Here is an 18,231-nt window from a genome sequence, read left to right as displayed (position 1 = left end):
GGCCCCTTAATAACGCACAAACTCAGTGGCGTCGTCATCATTCATTTTGATATCAACACCAGACTTTTTTTCAGCACTTTTTTTATGACCAAAAGTTGTTTTGGCAGCAGTGGGTCTAATCGGTCGACTGGTAGACGTTGGTTTTTTTGGTGGTTGCAAAGCAGCAGTACTTCTGCTGACCCTACTACCATCAACATTGAAGAAGGTCATAGTAGATTGCATCTGTTCCGCCTGTGCTGATAGTTCTTCAGAGGTAGATGCCATTTCTTCAGCGGCAGCAGCTGACTGTTGCACCACCTGGTCGAGTTGTTGTAGAGCAGCGTTAATTTCAGTAGCGCCCGATGTTTGTTCACGGGCAGATGCACTGATTTCCTGCACCAGATCCGAGGTTTTCTGTATGTCTGGCACCAGTTGGGCCAATAAACTCCCTGCCTGTTCCGATATTTCTAAGCTGCCTTTAGACCGGGCAACAATTTCAGCTGCAGCTTTTTGACTACGCTCTGCCAGCTTGCGAACCTCATCCGCGACTACGGCAAAACCCTTACCGTGTTCACCGGCGCGAGCCGCTTCTATCGCCGCATTTAGTGCCAGTAGATTAGTTTGACGTGATATCTCTTCAATAATACCGATCTTGTCGGCGATATCTTTCATCGCTTCAACTGTTTCAATGACGGCTTTACCACTATTTTCGGCGTCGACAGCGGCCTTGCGGGCAATTTTTTCAGTTTGCTGGGCGTTGCCTGCACTATGTGCGATGTTAGCGGTAATTTCTTCCATTGAGGCGGTCACTTCTTCAAGTGAAGCCGCTTGCTCAGTAGAGCCCTGAGCTATTTCTTGCCCTGTTGCACTGCTTTCTTCGCTACCTGCGGCGACATTAGTGGCGGCTTCTTGAATTTCCCCTACAATGCTTCGCAGATTGTTATTCATCGACCTTAGTACACCATAAATATCACTATCACTGGTATGAGTATCAAATTGGTGAGTTAAATCACCAGCACCGATTTTTTGGGTAACTCGACTGATCAGATTAATCCTGGCTATCACTATCCAGGCGCTGATAACAGTGACAAATAGCGCTGCTAGGGCAATGATCATCAACATATTACGAGCTGTGATAAAACTTATATCACTGGCCTGCTGATCGGTGTCCATGGCTAAGTCATTTACTCTAACGATTGCGCCAAGATAGAGTTCAGCTTGTTCGAGTAGTTCACGGCCCTTACCTGCTGATAAGTCAAATGCCAGGGCATTACCATTTTCTCGGCTAATTTCACGTACTTGCTTATTTAATTTCAAATAGGCGTTATAGTCTTTTTGAAATATTGCCACCAGCAATTTACCTTCATTATCAACTAGGGTATTAAGTTCGTTCAGACGCAACTGTAAATCAACAGCCACGTCGTCAATTGCTTTGGCAAAAACATCCATTTTATCTTGCCTAGTATCTAGAATAATATTCTTTTCACCACGTTGAATTTCTACTAAGTTATATTTAATGTTAGCGGCAAGTTTTATTTTCTTTTGTGAATCTAGCAAGCCCTGGAACGAAGTTATTTGCTCGTTCTTATTGTTGTTTGTAATAGTGCTTAGCTGTTTTTCCATATTATTAGCAACGGCATTCTCAGCAATAAGTTCAAACTTGCTACCATCGTCATCAGCTTTTTTTACCAATATGGCCATCTGTTGTTGTGCTTTATCGAAAGCTTCTCTAGCAGCACCGGTTGATAACGCTTTTGCTCGAATATTCGAATTAAGACGTGCTAGCTGGCGCACCTCTTCATTTATTTTCAGGTATTCATCCCAAGTTGATGCAAATTGATCGAGTTTTTCTTTACCGGTTTCATCCACTAGGTTGCGTAATGTTAACCTCTTGGTTAGCATTTCAGTTTGTGTTTGAGTTATTACGGCCGCAAAATCATCCATTTCTTGTTGCGTTTTCGCCAAGATAATATTTTTTTCTGCGCGACTAATTGTTAATAGATCCTGACGGATCCTAGCTGCGAGTTTGACTTTTTCTGCTGGGCCATTAATCAACTTGTTTAAGCGCTCGTTCATTCCGTCCAGCGCATCAAGTCCGAGGTAACTGGTCAAGCCGATCAGGATAAACAATATTGCAAAGGTGCAGTACAACAAGGCTTTTAAAGTGATTTTATTCATTTATGCTCTCCGCATGGCTCAAAAGTAGTGTGTCTTTCATTTTGTTTTTTTCTCTATGGCTTCTATGAGCCTTGCTGTATCTAATATCATTGCAACACTGCCGTCACCAAGGATGGTTGCGCCTGCAAAACTTGTTGTGCCTTCATAAAACTTGCCTAACCGTTTAATTACGGTCTGGTATTGTCCAATCACCTGATCGACACTAAAACCAAAAAGTCGGTCACCCATGCGGGTCACCACGATTTGCTCAATAGCAGGGGCGCTACCTGAGACGCTGAACCACTCTCGTAAGCGCATATAAGGCACTAGCTCCCCCCGAACTTCTACCAGACGCTTACCGTTTGATTGATTTTCGAGGTCTTGATGTAACTCAACACACTCTTCAACAGCGCTGAGTGGGAAAACATAGCGCTCATCTCCAACAGCAACCATCAGACCTTCTATAATCGCTAAGGTCATGGGTAACCTTATTTTGATGTTAGTGCCTTGTTTAGCTTCGCTGTACAGAGTGACTTCTCCACCCAGATCCTCTATCGAGCGTTTAACTACATCCATCCCGACACCACGGCCAGATACTTCTGACACCTGATCTGTTGTCGAAAATCCAGCCTCAAATATCAGGTTATTTACTTCGTCTTCAGTTAACTCATTATGGTCGGCAATAAGGCCACGTTCGATGGCTTTTGCACGTATTATGTCGGTATTAAGTCCAGCACCATCATCTTTTATATTAATGATCACATGGGAGTCTGCATGTTGTGCACAAAGGTGAATAGTGCCGGTTCGGTCTTTACCCGCGGCAGCACGAATATCAGGACTCTCGATGCCGTGATCGATACTGTTCCTGATCAAGTGCACTAATGAATCACCTAAACGGTCTAGCACCATCTTGTCGAGTTCAGTTTCTGCCCCTATGGTTTCAAGCTTGATTTCCTTGCCCAGCTCGTGTGACAGATCTCTAACGAGTCGGCTAAAACGAGCGAAAGTGGTACCAATAGGCAACATACGAATAGAGAAGGTGTTGTCGCGCAGGTCATCCATCAGTCGATCGAAATCCTCAGATACTGACATTATTTCGTCGTCTGCACGCGACTTGGCTAATTGCTTCATGCGCGCCTGTACGATGACCAGTTCGCCAACTAGATTCATCAAGATATCAAGTCGGGCTGCGGGCACCCGAACAATGGCATCTGAAGAATCTCGGGTTTTACGTTGTTTGAGCTCATTAAGTATCTTTTGCTCAGCCAGTGCTGTGTCAATATCTGCTTGTGCGACCGGATCTGATTCGGCCAGTACTGTGTCAATATCTGCTTTGGCGAGTAACTTGTCGATATCTGCTTGTGCGATTAGATCGGATTTTTCTAGTAATCTGTCGATTTTTGTTGGCACTGAAATTACTTGCGTAGACGACATTAGACCGTGTTCAAGTAGTATCTCGTCTATGTGCGAGAAGTGCTCAACATCAGACAAACTTTTATCTATCACTTCAACAACAACTTGCCAGTCATCAGAGACAAAAATAAAGCTATCTTTTATAACCTCAATGCTTTGTTCAGTGATTAAAATGATGTCCCACGACAAGTAACTAGACTCTGCATTGAGGTCTTTTAATAGCGGGACATTACTGTGTATTGTAGTGACATAACAATGACCTAGTGAGGTTAGTTCATTCACTATATGTAGGGTATCAAAACCGTCAGCGAAGCAGCTACTACAAGGTGTAAAACGGATCCTAAAAGCATTATTTTTTGTTATTTTTTGTTCTGCTAATGGCGCTGACAAAGGTTGAACTATCGAGTTGTTATCGGCTAACTGATCACTGGGAATAACGTCATTTAGTTTCATTAAAAGCGATTGACCGACAAAGGCTTGTACCTGAGATTGCTCAGTTTTTTCAAGCATGCCCGCAATATGGTCTTTGGAGTCGAGCATAATGCTGATCAATGCTGGGGTAACCGAATAATGGCCATTACGAATCTTGTCAAAGGCGGATTCTAGATGATGAGTAAACGCGGTAAGGTCATTAAAGCCGAACATGCCACCAGAGCCTTTAATGGTATGCATAGCGCGAAAACAATTGGCGATTAATTCGCTATCAGTAGGATTTTGCTCCATCTCCAGTAAGGCTTTTTCCAGTATTATTAGGTGTTCTTCTGCTTCATTGCGAAAAGTATCGATAAGGTCGATAAGGTCGATCATATTAGAAAGCCCTATCGGTAAGCTTGAATTGGCTAGATAAGTTAAATACAGCAAATAAATTAATCGCTTGTACACTGGTAGTGCAAACTGTCAAATCACCACCGGTGGCTTGGAGCTGTTTTTGTAATGAGATCAAAAGCTGTATGCCTGCAGTATCAAGTTCAACCTCATCACTTAACTCCACTGTTGCCGAGTGGTTTAAATCGCACTTTTCAAGTAATTGTTTGCGATACTCGTCTACCTCGTAAATGGTTAAGTCTTGGTCAATTTTTATGGTGCAGTGATCTTCGAAGTTATCTATCTTAATGGTCATAGTTATTAGGCCAGTTTAGAAATTGCTGATAACAGCACTGCGGGTTGAAAAGGTTTTACCAGCCATGCCTTGGCACCTGCCGCTTTGCCAGCCGCTTGCATTGCTTCATCTGATTCCGTGGTTAGCATCAGGATGGGCGTAAACTTGTATCTTGGGTGTGCCTTAACCTCTTTCACTAACTCGATGCCATTCATATTGGGCATATTGACGTCACTGACTATCAGGTTAATTTTCTGGCCATCGAGTTTAGCTAAAGCATCGACACCATCAACCGCTTCTATTACCTTATAACCAAGACTTTTTAAGGTAAGAGCGACTATCTGACGAACAGAGGGGGAGTCATCTACGACCAATATTGTTTTTGACATTTATTTTTCCAAAATCATTAAAAAAGTGAGTTAGCGAGCTTATTTACCAATACTTTATAAACTGTCATTCTTCGATTAACTTCTGTGTAAACCACTAGGTGTAAATCATCAGGGTGTAGATAAAGGGCAAAAAAGTTATCGAACCCTTGTCTCAAAGTTTAATATGTTGGCTCACTCAGCTAAATCTTTAAGTGCCGCTTTCACTTTCATTTTCAAACTGACACACTCGCTATCACTTTCTTGAGCTTGTTTTTCACGCAGATCCTGTCGAATGCTAGCTAAGTCATTTTTTAACCAGCTCACTAATGCCTCTGGCTTCATAGGTCTAGCAAAATAATAGCCTTGCACCAAGTTTATATTTAATTTGCAGAGTAATTGAAAGTCTTCAAAGCTTTCCACACCCTCTGCAACAGTATATAAGCCCAAATCTCTAGCCAGGTTAATAGAGCTTTTTAATATCACCAATTTTTGGGGTCTAGTGGCGATACTATCGACTAAAATTCTATCAAGCTTTAACTCTGTTGCTGGTACTCTAGAAAGCTGTTCTGAATTAGCAAAGCCAGTACCGTAATCATCTATGGCTATTTTAAAACCTTGTAACCTTAACTTAGCTAAGGTTTCAATAGCGTCGGATACTTCACGGCAAATAGCATTTTCGGTTACCTCTAAAATGATTTCTTTAGGATCAACTTTATATAAGGTCACTTGTCTTGCTATTTTATTAACAATGTCGTGACCGGAGAGTGATACCGGTGAAAGGTTAAAGGCAATATGGCAGTTAATGCCAAGACTATGCCACTTTACTTTTTGTTTAAGGACTATCTCGAATAGGTAGTAAGTTAATTCCCAGATCAAATCGAGCTCTTCAGCGGCGGTAATAAACTCAACAGGAGAAACGTGGCCATATTTAGGATGCTGCCAGCGAGCTAAGGCTTCAACACCTTTGAGTAACAAGCCCTTGCAAGTTAACTTTGGCTGATAAAAAAGTGTTATTTGCTTTTCAATCATGCCTGTCATTAAATCTTTTGCGGTAATTCTGTTCGGGATTTCATCTGGTATTGTTTTTTCGCTGTTATAAGCGATGCGCTTAATGCAACCTAACAGGTCAGTATCCTGCATCGGCTTTTTAAAGGTGCCTAACACGCTTAAACCATCAGATTCCGCCATGGTACCAATACTGGCAATTAACGCCGGATCTTTAGCACTTAAAATAGTGACAGCTGGCGCAAGTTTATCTTTAGCTATTTCTCTCACCAAAGTAATCCCGTCCATTACTGGCATTTCTAAATCAATAAACACCAAATCAAAACTTTTATCTTGTAATATATCGACAGCAAGCACGCCGTTACTAACACTAACGACGTTTGATAAACCGTGTTTATTACACAAGTTTATTAAATGGTTACGCTGGACTTCACTATCGTCGACAACAAGTATTTTCATTTGATGCATTATTGTTCCTTAAGTCATTATTATAGTGTGGTGCTGCTGACTATTTTTATAGTTTTATCTGAGCCAGATAAATAGGCATAAAAGACTTTATTATAATTATTTTTTAAAGGTTAACCTTAACTTGTCAAGTCTTTATCTATACAATTAAGGTCATTTAATGCTTTATTTTACTTTAAATCATATGCTTATGTAGATGACTTACGGCTGAACTAGATTGTTTATAGAAAAGGGCAAGCCACTTAACCCAAACATGAGATGTAATGGTTATCGTTTTATACTCATTTGATTAAATAAGTTGATTAAATAAGTGATCACCTTTTTCATTTTAACCATTAAAAATAAGTAGGTAATTAATCAACTTAGCATTATATCCTTATAAGCTAGTAGCTCAGTCATGATTATCTGCTTAAGCTGTTGATAGAATAAAAGCCATCTTTTTAATAGTGAATACCCTATGAATACTTGTTATTGATAGAGACAGTTTGTATTAATTAAATGACGCGATAGCGTTAGATAATGTGCTGGTTGCTAGTAGAAAAAATTAAGCGAGGACGTAGTGGCGCAGAAATAAATAATAGGCTAATAGTTGGTGAAAGTAAGGATAAAACAGCTTTTATCGTCAGGGTGTAATACCAGTTCCATTAAGTTTGTGATCTTGTTGTGCGCAGGAAAAATAATTCAAGGTAAGGCGCTCAATTGAGCAATAGCTGGCTATTGGGAGTGAGAGCAACACAGCATTGAGCTATTTTAACTAGTACAAGTGAGCAATAACTTAATGTAATTGGTATAAGCAATAGTCTTTGTTATTTTAGCCTAGATAAACTTGTAAAAAACACTGCAACTAGGTCAAAAGTTCCTTTAGACGTATTGCCTGTATTGAGCATTATTGAATAATATGGAAAAAAACAAAACAAAACAATGAAGCAAGAGTGACACCGAGTTACTTAGTTGAAGAATGGTTACCGTGGTTGCACATAGCCATCGAATTAATTGCTAACTGTAGCTCAGCAGAACTACTGCAACAGGTAAAAGAAGTTTAGGTTTAATGCGTGGAACGTAAATCTTATGCCGATAATTAGCAGGATCACTGGCGATTATTTTTTCAAAATTTATACTGAAATTACCAAGCTATATTGCTGGGTTGATAAATTATGGCAACAAAGCTATTTTGTTGCCATAATTAAAAATGCCATAGCAGGGGATAATTAGACGGTAGGTTAAAACCAACCAATTGAATTATAAAATAAAAAATAAATTCAGATCAGCTGGATTTGTTTTAAAACATCTCACTTGTAAGCTAGATATCTATATAACTTGGTATCTATACCCGCTCCACTTCAAAGTGCAGGTTTCAGCAAGTCGAGAAAGGGTTAGGTACCAGGCATGGATTGAAGAGAATAGTTATTCTATTGTCGAAATCCATAACGCCGGAGATGACCCTTTATCGGCTTGCCCGTAGGGAGCTAAGCTAGAAAACCAGTCCAGCGTTGCATACATGGATGTATGTACTTAGGTTTTGTCTGGAACAAAAAACCTGTGCACTACTTGATAAGGGAATAACCATTATCTTCGTATCGCGCCTTGATCTGATTTCCTAGCTTAACGCTGAAACTGCACCTTGAAGTGGAACGGGTATAATAGGTAGCCTTACTTTAAACCAGATCATACCCATAACAACTATACCTATAACAACGGTACCTATAAAGTCTAGGCCTATAATCGCTATAGCCAATGGTAAATACTACCTTAACTCTCTGCGTAATAATTTACCGACGCTTGATTTAGGTATTTCATTAATAAAGACCACATGTTTAGGGACCTTATAGCCGGTTAACCCTTGGCGACAAAATTGAATAACATCTTGTTCGGTAATTTTTTCATCTGCTTTAACGATGAAAAGCTTAACCGCTTCGCCGGTTTTATCATCAGCTACGCCGATACAAGCTGATTCTAATATACCACTCATTCCAGCCACTTCAGCTTCAATCTCGTTGGGATAAACATTAAAACCAGAAACATTGATCATATCTTTTTTACGATCAACAATGTGAAAGAAAGCTTGCTCGTCAAGCATGCCAACATCGCCAGTTTTAAAGTAGCCATCAGCAGTCATACATTCATTGGTGGCGGTAATATTATTCCAGTACCCTTGCATAACTTGTGGACCTTTAACACACAGCTCACCGGATTCGCCTGGTGCGACTATATTGCCATAATCATCTCGAATAGAAAGATCAGTACTGGGTACTGGCACGCCAATACCTGGAACATAAACGGCTTTGCCGTTAATCGTAGTGCCAAAGTTTAATGACACAACGGGTGCCGTTTCAGATAAACCATAACCTTCGTTTAGTCTAACACCCGTCACTTTTTGCCATTTATCTGCCACCGCTTGCTGCACTGCCGCGCCACCGCCCAGAGAAACTTTTAATGATGAAAAATCGACTTGATCAAAGCCTGGGGTGTGTAATAAACCATTAAATAAGGTATTTACCCCAGTGAAAACAGTTGCGCGCGTGTTTTTCCATATCTCGACAAAGCTAGCCATATCGCGAGGGTTAGTCACTAAAACATTTTTAGCACCAAAGTAAAAATAGCTCAGTGTATTCGCCATTAAAGCAAAGATGTGGTACATCGGGATAGCCGTAATAACCACATCGTTACCATAATCTATCTGATTTTTAGCAAACTCTTGGTATTGCATAATATTAGCAAGTAAATTGCCATGGCTAAGCATAGCGCCTTTAGATAACCCGGTGGTGCCACCGGTATATTGCAAAAACAATAAATCAGTTTGGCTCAGGCTAGGCTCAGACAGGGTTAAACTTTCTCCTTGTCTTAAGGCATCTGTAAAACTAATAGTTTGACTTAAGCGTGGATCAACAGCATCGCAAGGTAAGCCTTTATTAACTAAGTCGTCTAAGTTAACCGTAATAACATTTTTAATATTAGTTTTTTCGATAACATCAGCAAGCATTTTTGTTGAAGGTGAAAAGATGATGATGGTTTCGACCTGAGCATCGTTAAGTTGATGCGCTAGCTCGCGCGGTGTGTACATTGGATTAACATTTACTTGCACGCCACCAACGCGAATAATGCCCCACATAGCGACAGGAAAACATAAGGTATTCGGACACATTAAGGCGACACGTTGTCCTGGAACAATATTGAGCTCATTTTGTAGATAAGCGGCAAAAGATCGTGATAGTGCATCTACTTGCTTAAAAGTCAGCTCAGCGCCAAAATTACTATAGGCAGTTTTTTGCTTATATTTAGCAGTTGTTTGATGAAATAAATCTAATAAAGAGTCATAACGATTTAAATCTACTTCATGCGCCACGTTTGCTGGATAATTTTTAGTCCAAGGTTTAGTCATGTTATTTCCTTTAGCAATTAGATGCGTTTTGCCTGAAAAATAGAGTAGAGCAAGCAAAATACTAGTAAAGTGTAAATTGTAAAATGAGTAAATAATATATTACTCATTAAGTGAATTAACGAATAAATAATTTAAATAAAAATTGATGGATTTTATTACCAAATGGAGGGAATAATAATGTCCCTAGGCTTATTTTTCCTCGCGATAGTACTGATTTTCCATGTGAGAAAGTTTTAAAACCTTCACTACCATGATATTGCCCCATACCAGAGGCACCAATACCACCAAAAGGTAAATCATCAATAGCAACATGAAAAGCGGCATCATTAATACAGACACCACCGGCATGAGTATTTAATATAACCTGCTGTTGAAATGTCTTGTTAAAACTGCAGATATATAAGGCCAGTGGACGAGGCTTACTATTGATATAAGTAATGGCTTCGTCAATATTGTTATAGCCAATAATGGGTAATAGCGGGCCAAAAATCTCTTGCTGCATCACGCTCATGTCATCATTAACATTAGTGAGTAGGGTTAAAGGCATTTTTCTTGATGAGCTATCAGTGCTGTGGGGGGTCAACGGCATTATGGTTGCCCCTTGCGCTTTAGCATTGGTTAATAAACTATCAATACGGGCTTTTTGTCCATCATTTATGATACAAGTGCAGTCATCATTTTCCAGCGTATTAGGGTACATGCTTTGATAAGCGCTTTGAAAAGCTTGAGTTAATTCTGCTACTTTGCTTTGTGGGCAAAAAATATAATCTGGCGCCACACAGGTTTGACCTGAATTTAGCGTTTTACCAAGAATTAATCGACTAACCGCTGTTTTTATATCAATATTTTCATCAATAATAGTCGGTGATTTACCGCCTAATTCTAAGGTCACAGGCACTAAATTTTCAGCGGCAGCTTTCATCACTAATTTACCGACACCGGTAGAGCCAGTGAAAAATAAGTGATCAAAACTTAAACCTGAAAATGCCGCCGCCATGCCAGCTTCACCACAAACTATCGCCACTTTATTACTAGGGAAAACCTCCGCCACTAACTTAGCTAATAAGCTGTTGGTTTTAGCGGTGTATTCACTCATTTTTATCATCGCAGTATTACCTGCGGCTAACGCGGTTGTTAACGGTCCCAGCGTTAGAAAAACAGGATAGTTCCACGGCGCGATAATGCCGATAACACCTTTAGGCTGATAAATAACCTGACCTTTTGCCGGTTGAAATAATATCCCGATATGTCTTTTTTCAGGCTTCATCCAGTTTTTTAATTTTTTTATCGCATAGTTAATACCCATGACGGTGGTGAGAATATCACCTATTCTTGAGTCATCAGCACTGCGATGGCCAAAATCTTCGCTCATGGCGACAATAAAAGCGCTTTGGTTATCAACAATAAGCGCTTTTAACTTGATTAAGTCGCTAATGCGCTCTTGATAGCTAGGATAAGTATGCTGAGCAAAAAATGCTTTTTGTTGTAAAAAAGTCTCATTTAATGCTGTTTGCGTGATTATTTCTGTCATTATTTTTTATCCTTGTTAGCGCCTATCTTCAGTAACCATGCCATAGCTGGAATTAGCGTTAGCGCTCCTAACATATTAAAAATAAACATGAAAGTTAGTAATATACCCATATCTGCTTGGAATTTTATTGGTGAAAAAACCCAAGTAGCTACACCAATCGCTAAAGTTATACCGGTAAAAGCAACGGCTTTACCTGTTTGGTTTAAAGCGTAGCGATAAGTCATATATAACGATTTACCTTGGCCGAGTGCTTCTTTAACTTTACTGAAAATGTAAATGCCGTAATCAACACCAATACCGACACCTAAGGCAATAACTGGTAAAGTGGCGACTTTTACGCCAATACCTAAAATGCCCATTAAGCCTTGGCTCATAATACTAGTTAGTATTAATGGCGTGATAATACAAACCACAATGCGACCACTTCTAAAGGTGATTAAACAAATCAGAATAACAATGGCATATACCCACACTAGCATTTCAGTTTGTGCATCTTCAATAACCATATTAGTGGCAGACTCTATACCGGCGTTACCTGCAGCCATCAGAAATTCGACACCATCAACTTGGTTTTCAGCTTTAAATACTTCTACCGCTTTAACCACATTGTCTAGGGTTTGTGCTTTATGATCGTTAAGGAAAACCAGCACAGGCACCATTGAGCAATCTTTGTTCATTAAGCCTTGTGGCGTTTTAGACAAGGAAGCGTTGGTCATTAACTGGTTGCGATTTAAGCCATACCATTTTAATGAGCCTTCGTTCATACCAAACAGACCAAATTTTGAAACATCGGCAACAGATTTTACCGCTTGTACACCGGCCACGTTGCGTAAATGCCATTGAAATTGATCTACCCACACTAGGTTTTGATATTGAGCACATTGTTCAACCTCAGTTTTTACCATAATGACAAATAGGTCGGTACTGGTACTGTAATTATTAACAATATAGGCATTGTCTAAGTTGTAGCGTGAATCAGGTCTTAACTCGGGTGCACCGGCGTCTAAATCACCGATTTGCATGGCTTGTGAGAAATAAAGTCCTAAACCAAAAAGAATAACACCAACGGCTAGCGCTATTTTGGCTAGCGGCGGTCTAGCAAAGTTTTTAAATAAATGCTCAACAATACCGGTTTTATGAGCCGATTTTTGGGCATATTTTAAACCAGCAGGAGAAACACCGATGTAACTCATTAAAATAGGTAGGGCAATTAAGTTGGTGACAATAATAATAGCAACACCAATACTGGCCGCTATCGCGAGTTCTCGGATCACCTCAATATCAATCACCATTAAGGTGGTAAAGCCAATAGCATCACTGACTAAAGCGGTAATACCGGCGATATAGAGTGAGCGAAACGCAAGTTTGGCGGCATCAATTTTATTAGCGCCAGTTACGCTATGATGAATAATTGAATTGATAATTTGTACGCCATGGCTAACACCAATAGCGAAAACTAAAAACGGCACCAACATTGAATAAGGATTAATACCAAAGCCAAGTAAATTAAGAATACCTAGTTGACAACACACCGCAAAAATAGAAAAGACTAATACCGACACTGTGCTACGTATACAGCGTGAATAAAGCCATAATAATACAAAAGTAATTGCAACGGCTAAAACAAAAAATGCCACAACCTGTAAAGCGCCATCGATTAAATCGCCAACCACTTTGGCAAAGCCGACAATACGAATAGTGATATTGTCGCTACTGTATTTGTCGCGTATCTTTGCTTCTAAAATTTTTGACAGCTCTCGGTAATCAAGTGGTAAACCTGTTTCAGGGTTAATGTCTTGCAAGGGCGCTAAAATAATGGCTGATTGGAAGTTATTCGCTACCAGCACACCTATTTGTCCTGATTTAAAGATATTAGCTTTAACGCGTTCGATCATTTCAGCCGAGCCATCATAACCATCGGGGATCACCGCGCCACCAACAAAACCTTCTTCGGTGACTTCTTGCCAGCGAACATTTGGGGTCCACAAAGATTTAAGACCGTCACGACTTACGCCTGGAATATAGAAAACTTCGTCAGTAACTTGCTTTAAGGTTTGTTGGAAATCAGCATTGAAAATATCACCTTGATTATTTTCGACAACAATACGTACTACATTACCTAAATCAGCCAGTTCTTTTCGGTAGGTTAAAAAATTATTAACAAAGGGATGATCACCGGGGATCATTTTAGTAAAGCTAGCCTCAGGCTCAACTTTAACCGCTTGAATGGTCAGTAAAGCGATACAAACGGCAATGACTGCCATCACTAATGCGCGATGACCAAAGACGAATTTCTCTATAAGTTGCTCTAATTTACTCGCCGAATGAACGGGTTTATTCTCTGACATAAGTTTGCCCTTACTGCTTAAGTAACCAGGTTAAAATACCGAATTGTCCGGCGAGAACTAATGAATTTTCTTGCACTAAAACACTCGAAAGTGCTGCACCTGAAGGGTGTTTATTAATAGCCAGCGTGCTGAGGTCTTCAGGGATTAAATCGACAATTACCCCCCCGTGCCCCACTAAGTAAGCTTTACCTTGCTCAGAAAACGTGCCGCCGAGTAAGCTGGCGCTAGTAGGCAACTTTTTATGTTGCCAATGCACACCACTGTCAAGCGATACCATCAAGTTACCTTGCAAGCCAAAAGCCACCAGCTGAGCAGAATTATTAGGATTAGCGATAATACCAAATAGGCTGCCAGAGTAGGGTAATGCTAATGACGACCAAGTTTCACCTTGGTTGTCAGAATGAAAACCTATGCCATTCTCGCCAGCAATATAAAGCTGGTCATCAGTGGTGGTAATAATGGCGTTCAGGTGAAAGTTATTAGGGTTATCAAGGCGCTGATTGATCAAAGTCCAAGTTTCTCCTTGGTCATTACTGGTCAAAAATGAGCCGTAAGCGCCAGTAGCAAATAGGGTGTCGTTAGCGGTGCTAGTGACAGACAAGAGGGGCTTGTTTGGGCCAGACTTTAATTCTAATTGGTTATCTTCAATGGCATAGGCTAGATCTTCAAGTTGATAGGTTAACTCGTCAAGTTCGTCTTCATCTTCAGTATTAGCTATCACTAGCTCTAAGGCTTTATATTGTTCTTTCACCTGGGCTATTTTAAGCTTAGTCATTTTGGCGCCAGTAAATACTTTATGCCAAGTGCTACTCTCAGGGCCACTTTTAAGAATGACACCATCATGACCGACCGCTATTTTACTGCCGTTAGATAAAAGCGTGATATGGGTTATAGACACACTCACCGGTGACTGTTGCTGCTGCCAGTCTGACTGACTTTTCCAGTTGATAATATGGCCACGTTCACCGACCGCTAAAATAGCGTTATTATCAGGCGTCATTGCCATAAGTATACTTTTACTGGCTAAAGCACTTTGCTTAGCGGGTAACTCAAGCAAATCTAAGTTAGTTTTAGCTTCAGCGATATTAAGCTGTGCGAGAAAAAATAAGTTTATCACGCTAAAAGCAATAAAAGATGAGCGCATAAAAGTCCTAATAAGTTATATAAATCTGCTGACTAGTATTGATGATAAAAAATTAATTTAGAGGTGTTAAACGTGCCAAATGATTATCTTTGCAACACAGTGAGTTTTTGATGGGATTTTTGAAGCTCAATTTGGCTTAGGTGCTGTGACTAAAACCGATTTAAATTTATGTTCATCAAAGATTTAAACTGATCTTAGCGATTACACCCGTATCACTTCAAGCTGCAAATTTGTGCCATGCGCTACGCTTTACGACCTTGGCGATAATCACCAGGGGTTTGATTGGTCCAGCGTTTAAAAGCACGATTAAAATTACCAACACTAGAAAATCCTACTAAATAGCCAATTTCACTTAAGCTTAAGTGTTTTTGAGTAATGTAATTCATCGCTAATTTTTTGCGTGTGCTTTCTAATATTTCTTTGTAACTGGTGCCTTGGTCACTTAGTTTGCGTTGTAAGTTACGCAAGCTCATGCCGAGAAATTCAGCGATTTCAGTTTGTGATGGCGCGCCAAGCGGTAGTAATTCAAAAATTTTGTTTTTAATAACATGCGTTAAATCATTTTTATCAACTCTAGCCATAAATTCGTCGAGCATTTTTTCATGGCTGTGAGTGATCAATGGATTACCACACATTAGTTTTTCTTTTGTTTGCTTCAGATCAAATATAATGGCTGTTTGGTTACTATCAAACTCTACGGCACAGTTAAAAAAATCTTTTAGATAAGCGACATCATAACGGGGAGTAGGGTAAGCAAAGCAAACTTTTACCGGTGCAAAGTCTAAGGTAACAAGTTCACGGGCAAAGCGGATAATAGTTGCTAAAAAAGTCTCGACAACCTCTTGTGATAGCACTGGCCTATTGGTTGACTCATAGGTGAAAATGTTCATCTCAAACACTAAATGTTCATGGCGTTCATGATTAAGCAATTTGCAAGTATTTGACACCACACGTTTGTAATGAGCAATACGCTCTAGTGCATCATACAAGGTATTGGAAGACATCATTGCATAACCCAATGCGTGAAACATACCTGGATGAAATTGCTCTGCTACTAAGACAGAAAAGTCATGGCGGTCTAATCTTTTATTACAATATTCAAGTAAATGGGCAAACTTTTCAGCAGCAATACTAGATTCTTGATCAGAGAGGGCATCTAGCGAGATATCACATTCTTTTAGCGCTTTTGCAGCGTCAATGCCATTTGCTTGCATAGCCCTTGAAATAGGGATCATCCAGCCAGTTAATGTTGAATAATAATCTTGCACTACATTACCTATATTTTTATATTTTTTATTGTTTTTCTATTTTACGAGTATTGCACGAAATGACAATAGGTTGGCGCATTTAGCGAAATATTAATTTGACCATTGGCGTAATGTGAACTTAGAAAAAATATTACATTACCTATTACATTATTTATTACAATTATAACAAATAACTATTATATTACCTACGACACTACCTATTACAACTATAATAACAGGCGAATAAAATGCTAACTAATAACTGTAAAATCAAACCATTAGCTCTGGTTGTTGCTATGGCGCTGGGTACATCCTCAGCGCAGGCCGTAGACTTTAACTTTGGGGAAGACAATGACATTCTACTGCAAATCACTTCACAATTAGATATTGGTGCTAGTTGGAGACTTGGTGATGCTGATCCGCGTTTTATTGGTAAAACCAATGGTGGTACGGGTTTTACATCAACTACCGATGATGGCAACTTAAACTATTCTAAGCATGATGCCTATTCAAAAATCATTAAAGGTGTGCATGATCTGCAGTTGAGTAAAGGTAATTTTGGGGCTTTTGTTCGTGTTAAATATTGGTACGACTATGCGCTTAAAGATAGCGATGTGCCTCATGGTAATTCTAATAATGGCTTTATACCCAATACACCACTAAGCGATGATGGTTTTGAAGACAATACTAAATTCTCAGGTGTGACATTACTTGATGCTTATGTTTATGGCTCATTTGATATAGGAACGTCTCCTCTGGATGTTCGTTTAGGTCGCCAAGTAGTGAGCTGGGGTGAAAGCACTTTTATTCAAGGTGGTATGAATTCATCTAACCCTTTTGATGTTGCTGCGTTACGTCGCCCTGGCGCGACCTTAAAAGAAGGCATTTTACCGGTTGGTATGCTTTACGCTAACTTAGGTTTAACCGATAAATTAAGTATTGAAGCTTTTTATCAATATGAATGGGAAAAAACCCAAATTGATGGTTGTGGTACTTATTTTTCTAGTGCCGACTTTGCCGCATCTGGCTGTAACTTTGTTCCGGTAGGGCCATTTGGCGATCAAGCCGGTTTAGCTGGAGGCTTCGCTGCTGAACGACAAGCAGATGTTGAACCTGATGACGGTGGTCAATATGGTTTAGCTGCGCGTTATTATGCTGAAGAGTTAAATTATACTGAGTTTGGCTTGTACTACATGAACATCCATTCTCGTGTGCCATTAATTAATGCGATTCGTACCAGTGTGCCTTTAGCCACAGGAAGTCCGACGCCAGTTTTTGTGCCTAAAGCGGTAGACCCAACCGGCGGTGCTTTAGCGGCACTAAATCCAGGTTATAATATTGAATTTCCTGAAGACTTACAATACTTTGGTGCCAGTTTTGCTACCAATGTTGCCGGTGTGGCTTTATCAGGTGAGGTTTCTTACAAGCCAGATACTCCGATTCAAATCAGTGGCCCGGAAATATTAAATGGTGCTTTGTCTGAATCACCAGTATTACGTTTCAGCCCAAGAGTTACTGCTGTTGGCTATGGTCAAGAAGTACAGGGTTGGGATGAATTTGATGTTACTCAATTACAAGTTACGGCGATTAAGTTCTTTGAAAACAGCTTAGGCGCTTCTCGCATCACCGTTATTGGTGAAGTGGGGATGATTTTAACCGATGGCGTTGAAAACTCTGATCAACATTATGGCCGTAATTCAGTCTTTGGTTTAGGTGATTTTGATGCCGGTGGTGGTTTTAACTGTACCAACTTAACTGCTGCAGGTGCATTATCAGGTGATTGTCGAGCAGATGGTTTTGTTAGTGATAATGCTTGGGGTTACCGCATGAAAGCTATCTTTACTTATAACGATGTCTATGCGGGCATATCATTAAAACCCAGTATTTTTTGGGCACATGATGTCAACGGCTATTCACCAGACCCAGGTCAGCAATTTCATGAAGGTCGTAAAAACTTAGGCTTTTCTGTCCAAGCTTTATATCAACAGAAATATTCTATGACCTTAGGTTACAACAACTATTCAGGTGGTAGTCACAGCAATCTAGAAGATAAAGATTTAGTTTCGTTGTCATTTGGCATTTCATATTAGTTATAT

Annotated in this window: 11 protein-coding genes; 1 reads left to right on the top strand and 10 read right to left on the bottom strand. The window is 39.9% G+C overall.

Annotated elements, in window-relative coordinates; genetic code table 11:
• Positions 1 to 6: 6 nt before the first annotated feature.
• From ESZ39_RS07185 to ESZ39_RS07140, 10 genes are all read right to left on the bottom strand, one after another.
• Complete coding sequence (locus ESZ39_RS07185) at positions 7 to 2,157, bottom strand: methyl-accepting chemotaxis protein (protein WP_146879233.1); 2,151 nt, start codon at positions 2,155 to 2,157, stop codon at positions 7 to 9.
• Positions 2,158 to 2,193: 36 nt separating this feature from the next.
• Complete coding sequence (locus tag ESZ39_RS07180; RefSeq protein WP_146879232.1) at positions 2,194 to 4,356, bottom strand: chemotaxis protein CheA; 2,163 nt, start codon at positions 4,354 to 4,356, stop codon at positions 2,194 to 2,196.
• A gap of 1 nt (position 4,357) precedes the next feature.
• On the bottom strand, positions 4,358 to 4,669 hold the full coding sequence (locus ESZ39_RS07175) for a lipid asymmetry maintenance protein MlaB (RefSeq protein ID WP_146879231.1): 312 nt from the start codon (positions 4,667 to 4,669) through the stop codon (positions 4,358 to 4,360).
• 5 nt (positions 4,670 to 4,674) lie between these two features.
• Positions 4,675 to 5,037 (bottom strand): response regulator, encoded by a 363-nt coding sequence (locus ESZ39_RS07170; protein ID WP_146879230.1) that lies wholly within the window; start codon positions 5,035 to 5,037, stop codon positions 4,675 to 4,677.
• A 171-nt stretch (positions 5,038 to 5,208) separates the two neighbouring features.
• Positions 5,209 to 6,489 (bottom strand): EAL domain-containing protein, encoded by a 1,281-nt coding sequence (locus tag ESZ39_RS07165; RefSeq protein WP_146879229.1) that lies wholly within the window; start codon positions 6,487 to 6,489, stop codon positions 5,209 to 5,211.
• Between the two features lie 1,741 nt (positions 6,490 to 8,230).
• Complete coding sequence (locus ESZ39_RS07160; RefSeq protein WP_146879228.1) at positions 8,231 to 9,865, bottom strand: AMP-binding protein; 1,635 nt, start codon at positions 9,863 to 9,865, stop codon at positions 8,231 to 8,233.
• Positions 9,866 to 9,980: 115 nt separating this feature from the next.
• Positions 9,981 to 11,396 (bottom strand): coniferyl aldehyde dehydrogenase, encoded by a 1,416-nt coding sequence (locus tag ESZ39_RS07155; protein ID WP_146879227.1) that lies wholly within the window; start codon positions 11,394 to 11,396, stop codon positions 9,981 to 9,983.
• On the bottom strand, positions 11,396 to 13,744 hold the full coding sequence (locus ESZ39_RS07150; protein ID WP_146879226.1) for an efflux RND transporter permease subunit: 2,349 nt from the start codon (positions 13,742 to 13,744) through the stop codon (positions 11,396 to 11,398). The genes ESZ39_RS07155 and ESZ39_RS07150 overlap by 1 nt, the downstream gene beginning before the upstream one ends.
• A gap of 10 nt (positions 13,745 to 13,754) precedes the next feature.
• Positions 13,755 to 14,888 (bottom strand): WD40/YVTN/BNR-like repeat-containing protein, encoded by a 1,134-nt coding sequence (locus ESZ39_RS07145; protein ID WP_146879225.1) that lies wholly within the window; start codon positions 14,886 to 14,888, stop codon positions 13,755 to 13,757.
• Positions 14,889 to 15,130: 242 nt separating this feature from the next.
• Complete coding sequence (locus ESZ39_RS07140; protein ID WP_146879224.1) at positions 15,131 to 16,156, bottom strand: AraC family transcriptional regulator; 1,026 nt, start codon at positions 16,154 to 16,156, stop codon at positions 15,131 to 15,133.
• A 227-nt stretch (positions 16,157 to 16,383) separates the two neighbouring features.
• Between ESZ39_RS07140 and ESZ39_RS07135 the strand changes: the two genes are divergently transcribed.
• On the top strand, positions 16,384 to 18,225 hold the full coding sequence (locus tag ESZ39_RS07135; RefSeq protein WP_146879223.1) for a DUF1302 domain-containing protein: 1,842 nt from the start codon (positions 16,384 to 16,386) through the stop codon (positions 18,223 to 18,225).
• The last annotated feature ends 6 nt before the right edge of the window (positions 18,226 to 18,231 follow it).

Source organism: Colwellia sp. C1TZA3, from assembly GCF_007954265.1.
In the GTDB taxonomy this organism is placed as follows: domain Bacteria; phylum Pseudomonadota; class Gammaproteobacteria; order Enterobacterales; family Alteromonadaceae; genus Cognaticolwellia.
This window is presented reverse-complemented; position numbering and strand designations above follow the sequence as displayed.